Below are 2074 nucleotides of genomic sequence, written 5' to 3' on the forward strand. Positions count from 1 at the left end.
TCGTGAATAAGAGAGGCTAGTGCCGCCAAAAATCATTCATACCGCCCCGCCTTATCGGCGGATTGCGACATGAATTTTTGGCGTCGCCTATCCAAGCGATATATAGCATCTCACCAGATCGAATGTCACTCGTGCTGGAAGCCAAATGGACGTGTTCCAGATTCTGCAAATCAGCAGTCGTTATCATGGGAGGTCATCGCTAAAAATGGCCAAATTGCGCCATTTCCTCGCCGCCGCATTTGATGAGATGCTATTAGCATCTCATCAAACCAGCAGAATCGCTGGATGCACCCGTGCGTGAGGTGTGTATCTGAATTGTTGGCTCGATGCGTAGCATCGCAGCCCCGCAACCTTTCCGTCGGGCGCTTCGCCTAAAGGCTTCAACTGTGCGTTGCAACTCGGCAAAAAAGCTGCGGTGGGCACCTCGACGGATGCACCAAGCATTCGCTAGTTACTCGCGCGCAAAGCTTGATTCATGGGGACATCACCACCTTGGCCGTTAAAAAATCTCAAATCTACAGTTCACTTTGGGCCAGTTGTAATGCCTTGCGTGGCGGCATGGATGCGACGATCTACAAGGATTATATCCTTGTCTTGCTGTTCGTAAAATATGTATCTGACAAGTACGGCAACGATCCCTACGCGCCGGTTATCGTGCCCGAGGGCGGTAGCTTCGCCGATATGGTCAAGCTGGTCGGCAGCAAGAATATCGGCGAAGGCATTAATACCATCATCGCCAAACTGGCCGAGGAGAATGGTCTTCGCGGTATCATCGACAATGCGGACTTCGACGACAGCGACAAGCTTGGCAAGGGCGATGAAAAGGTTAAGCGCCTCTCGAACCTGATAAACATCTTCAAGCGCCCCGATCTCAGCTTCAAGGCCAATCAGGCGGGCGGCGATGATATTCTGGGCGACGCCTATGAATATCTCATGCGCCACTTCGCCACCGAGAGCGGCAAGAGCAAGGGGCAGTTCTATACCCCTGCCGAAGTCTCGCGAATCATGGCACGAGTTATAGGCGTGCGAGAAGCGACGAGCGCCAGCCAGACCATATATGACCCGACCTGCGGATCAGGCTCCCTCTTGCTGCGAGCACATGATGAAGCTCCGGTGGACCTGACCATCTACGGGCAGGAAAAGGACGTGGCGACGCGAGGCTTGGCCGTGATGAACATGTTTCTTCACAACGTGCCCACTGCAGACATTCGGTCAGGCAACACACTTACCGATCCCGAATTTCGCTCAAAAGTATCGCTGACCGAGATTTCATCCGGCAAGACCTCTTCACTCGACAGGTTCGATTTCGTCGTCGCCAATCCGCCTTTCTCAGACAAGGCGTGGATGACCGGCATCGTGCCGGACAAGGACGAGTTCGAGCGGTTCGAGCATTTCGGCATCCCGCCGAAAAAGAACGGCGATTATGCCTATCTGCTCCATGTCGTCGCTTCGATGAAATCGACCGCCAAGGGCTGCATCGTCATGCCCCACGGCGTGCTGTTTCGCGGCAACACCGAGGCGGCGATCCGCAAGAAGCTAATCGAACGGAAATACATCAAGGGCATTGTCGGCCTGCCCGCCAACCTGTTTTTCGGCACCGGCATCCCCGCCTGCCTGATCGTGCTGGACAAGGAGAACACGGCCAGCCGCACCGGCATCTACATGATCGACGCCTCCAAGGGCTTCGTGAAGGATGGCCCGAAGAACCGGCTGCGCGATCAGGACGTGCACAAGATCGTCGATTGCTTCACCCGCCAGCTTACCATCCCCGGCTATGCCGAGATGGTTTCGTTCGAGCGGATCGAGGCTGAGGGCTTCAACCTCAACATCCCGCGCTACATCGACAGTGGCAGCGCCGAGGATTTGCACGACATCGAGGCGCACCTTCGCGGTGGCATCCCTGCGGCGGACATCGATGCGCTGCAACCCTATTGGGACGTGCTGGCCGAGACGCGCGCGCGCCTGTTCGGAGATGGACCGCGCCCCGGCACAGTGTCGCCGCTGGTGGCGCCGATGGAGATGAAGGCGGTTATCCGGGACGGTGACGATTTCGCCGCCTGTCCGTCGTCGAGAC

Annotated in this window: 1 protein-coding gene; it reads left to right on the forward strand. The window is 56.6% G+C overall.

The features are described 5' to 3' along the window. Nucleotides 1-558: 558 nt before the first annotated feature. The coding region (locus SPHV1_RS01020; protein ID WP_231634361.1) for a class I SAM-dependent DNA methyltransferase at nt 559-2074 on the forward strand (1516 nt) is incomplete at its 3' end.

This window comes from Novosphingobium sp. KN65.2, assembly GCF_001368935.1.
Taxonomy (GTDB): Bacteria; Pseudomonadota; Alphaproteobacteria; order Sphingomonadales; family Sphingomonadaceae; genus Novosphingobium; species Novosphingobium mathurense.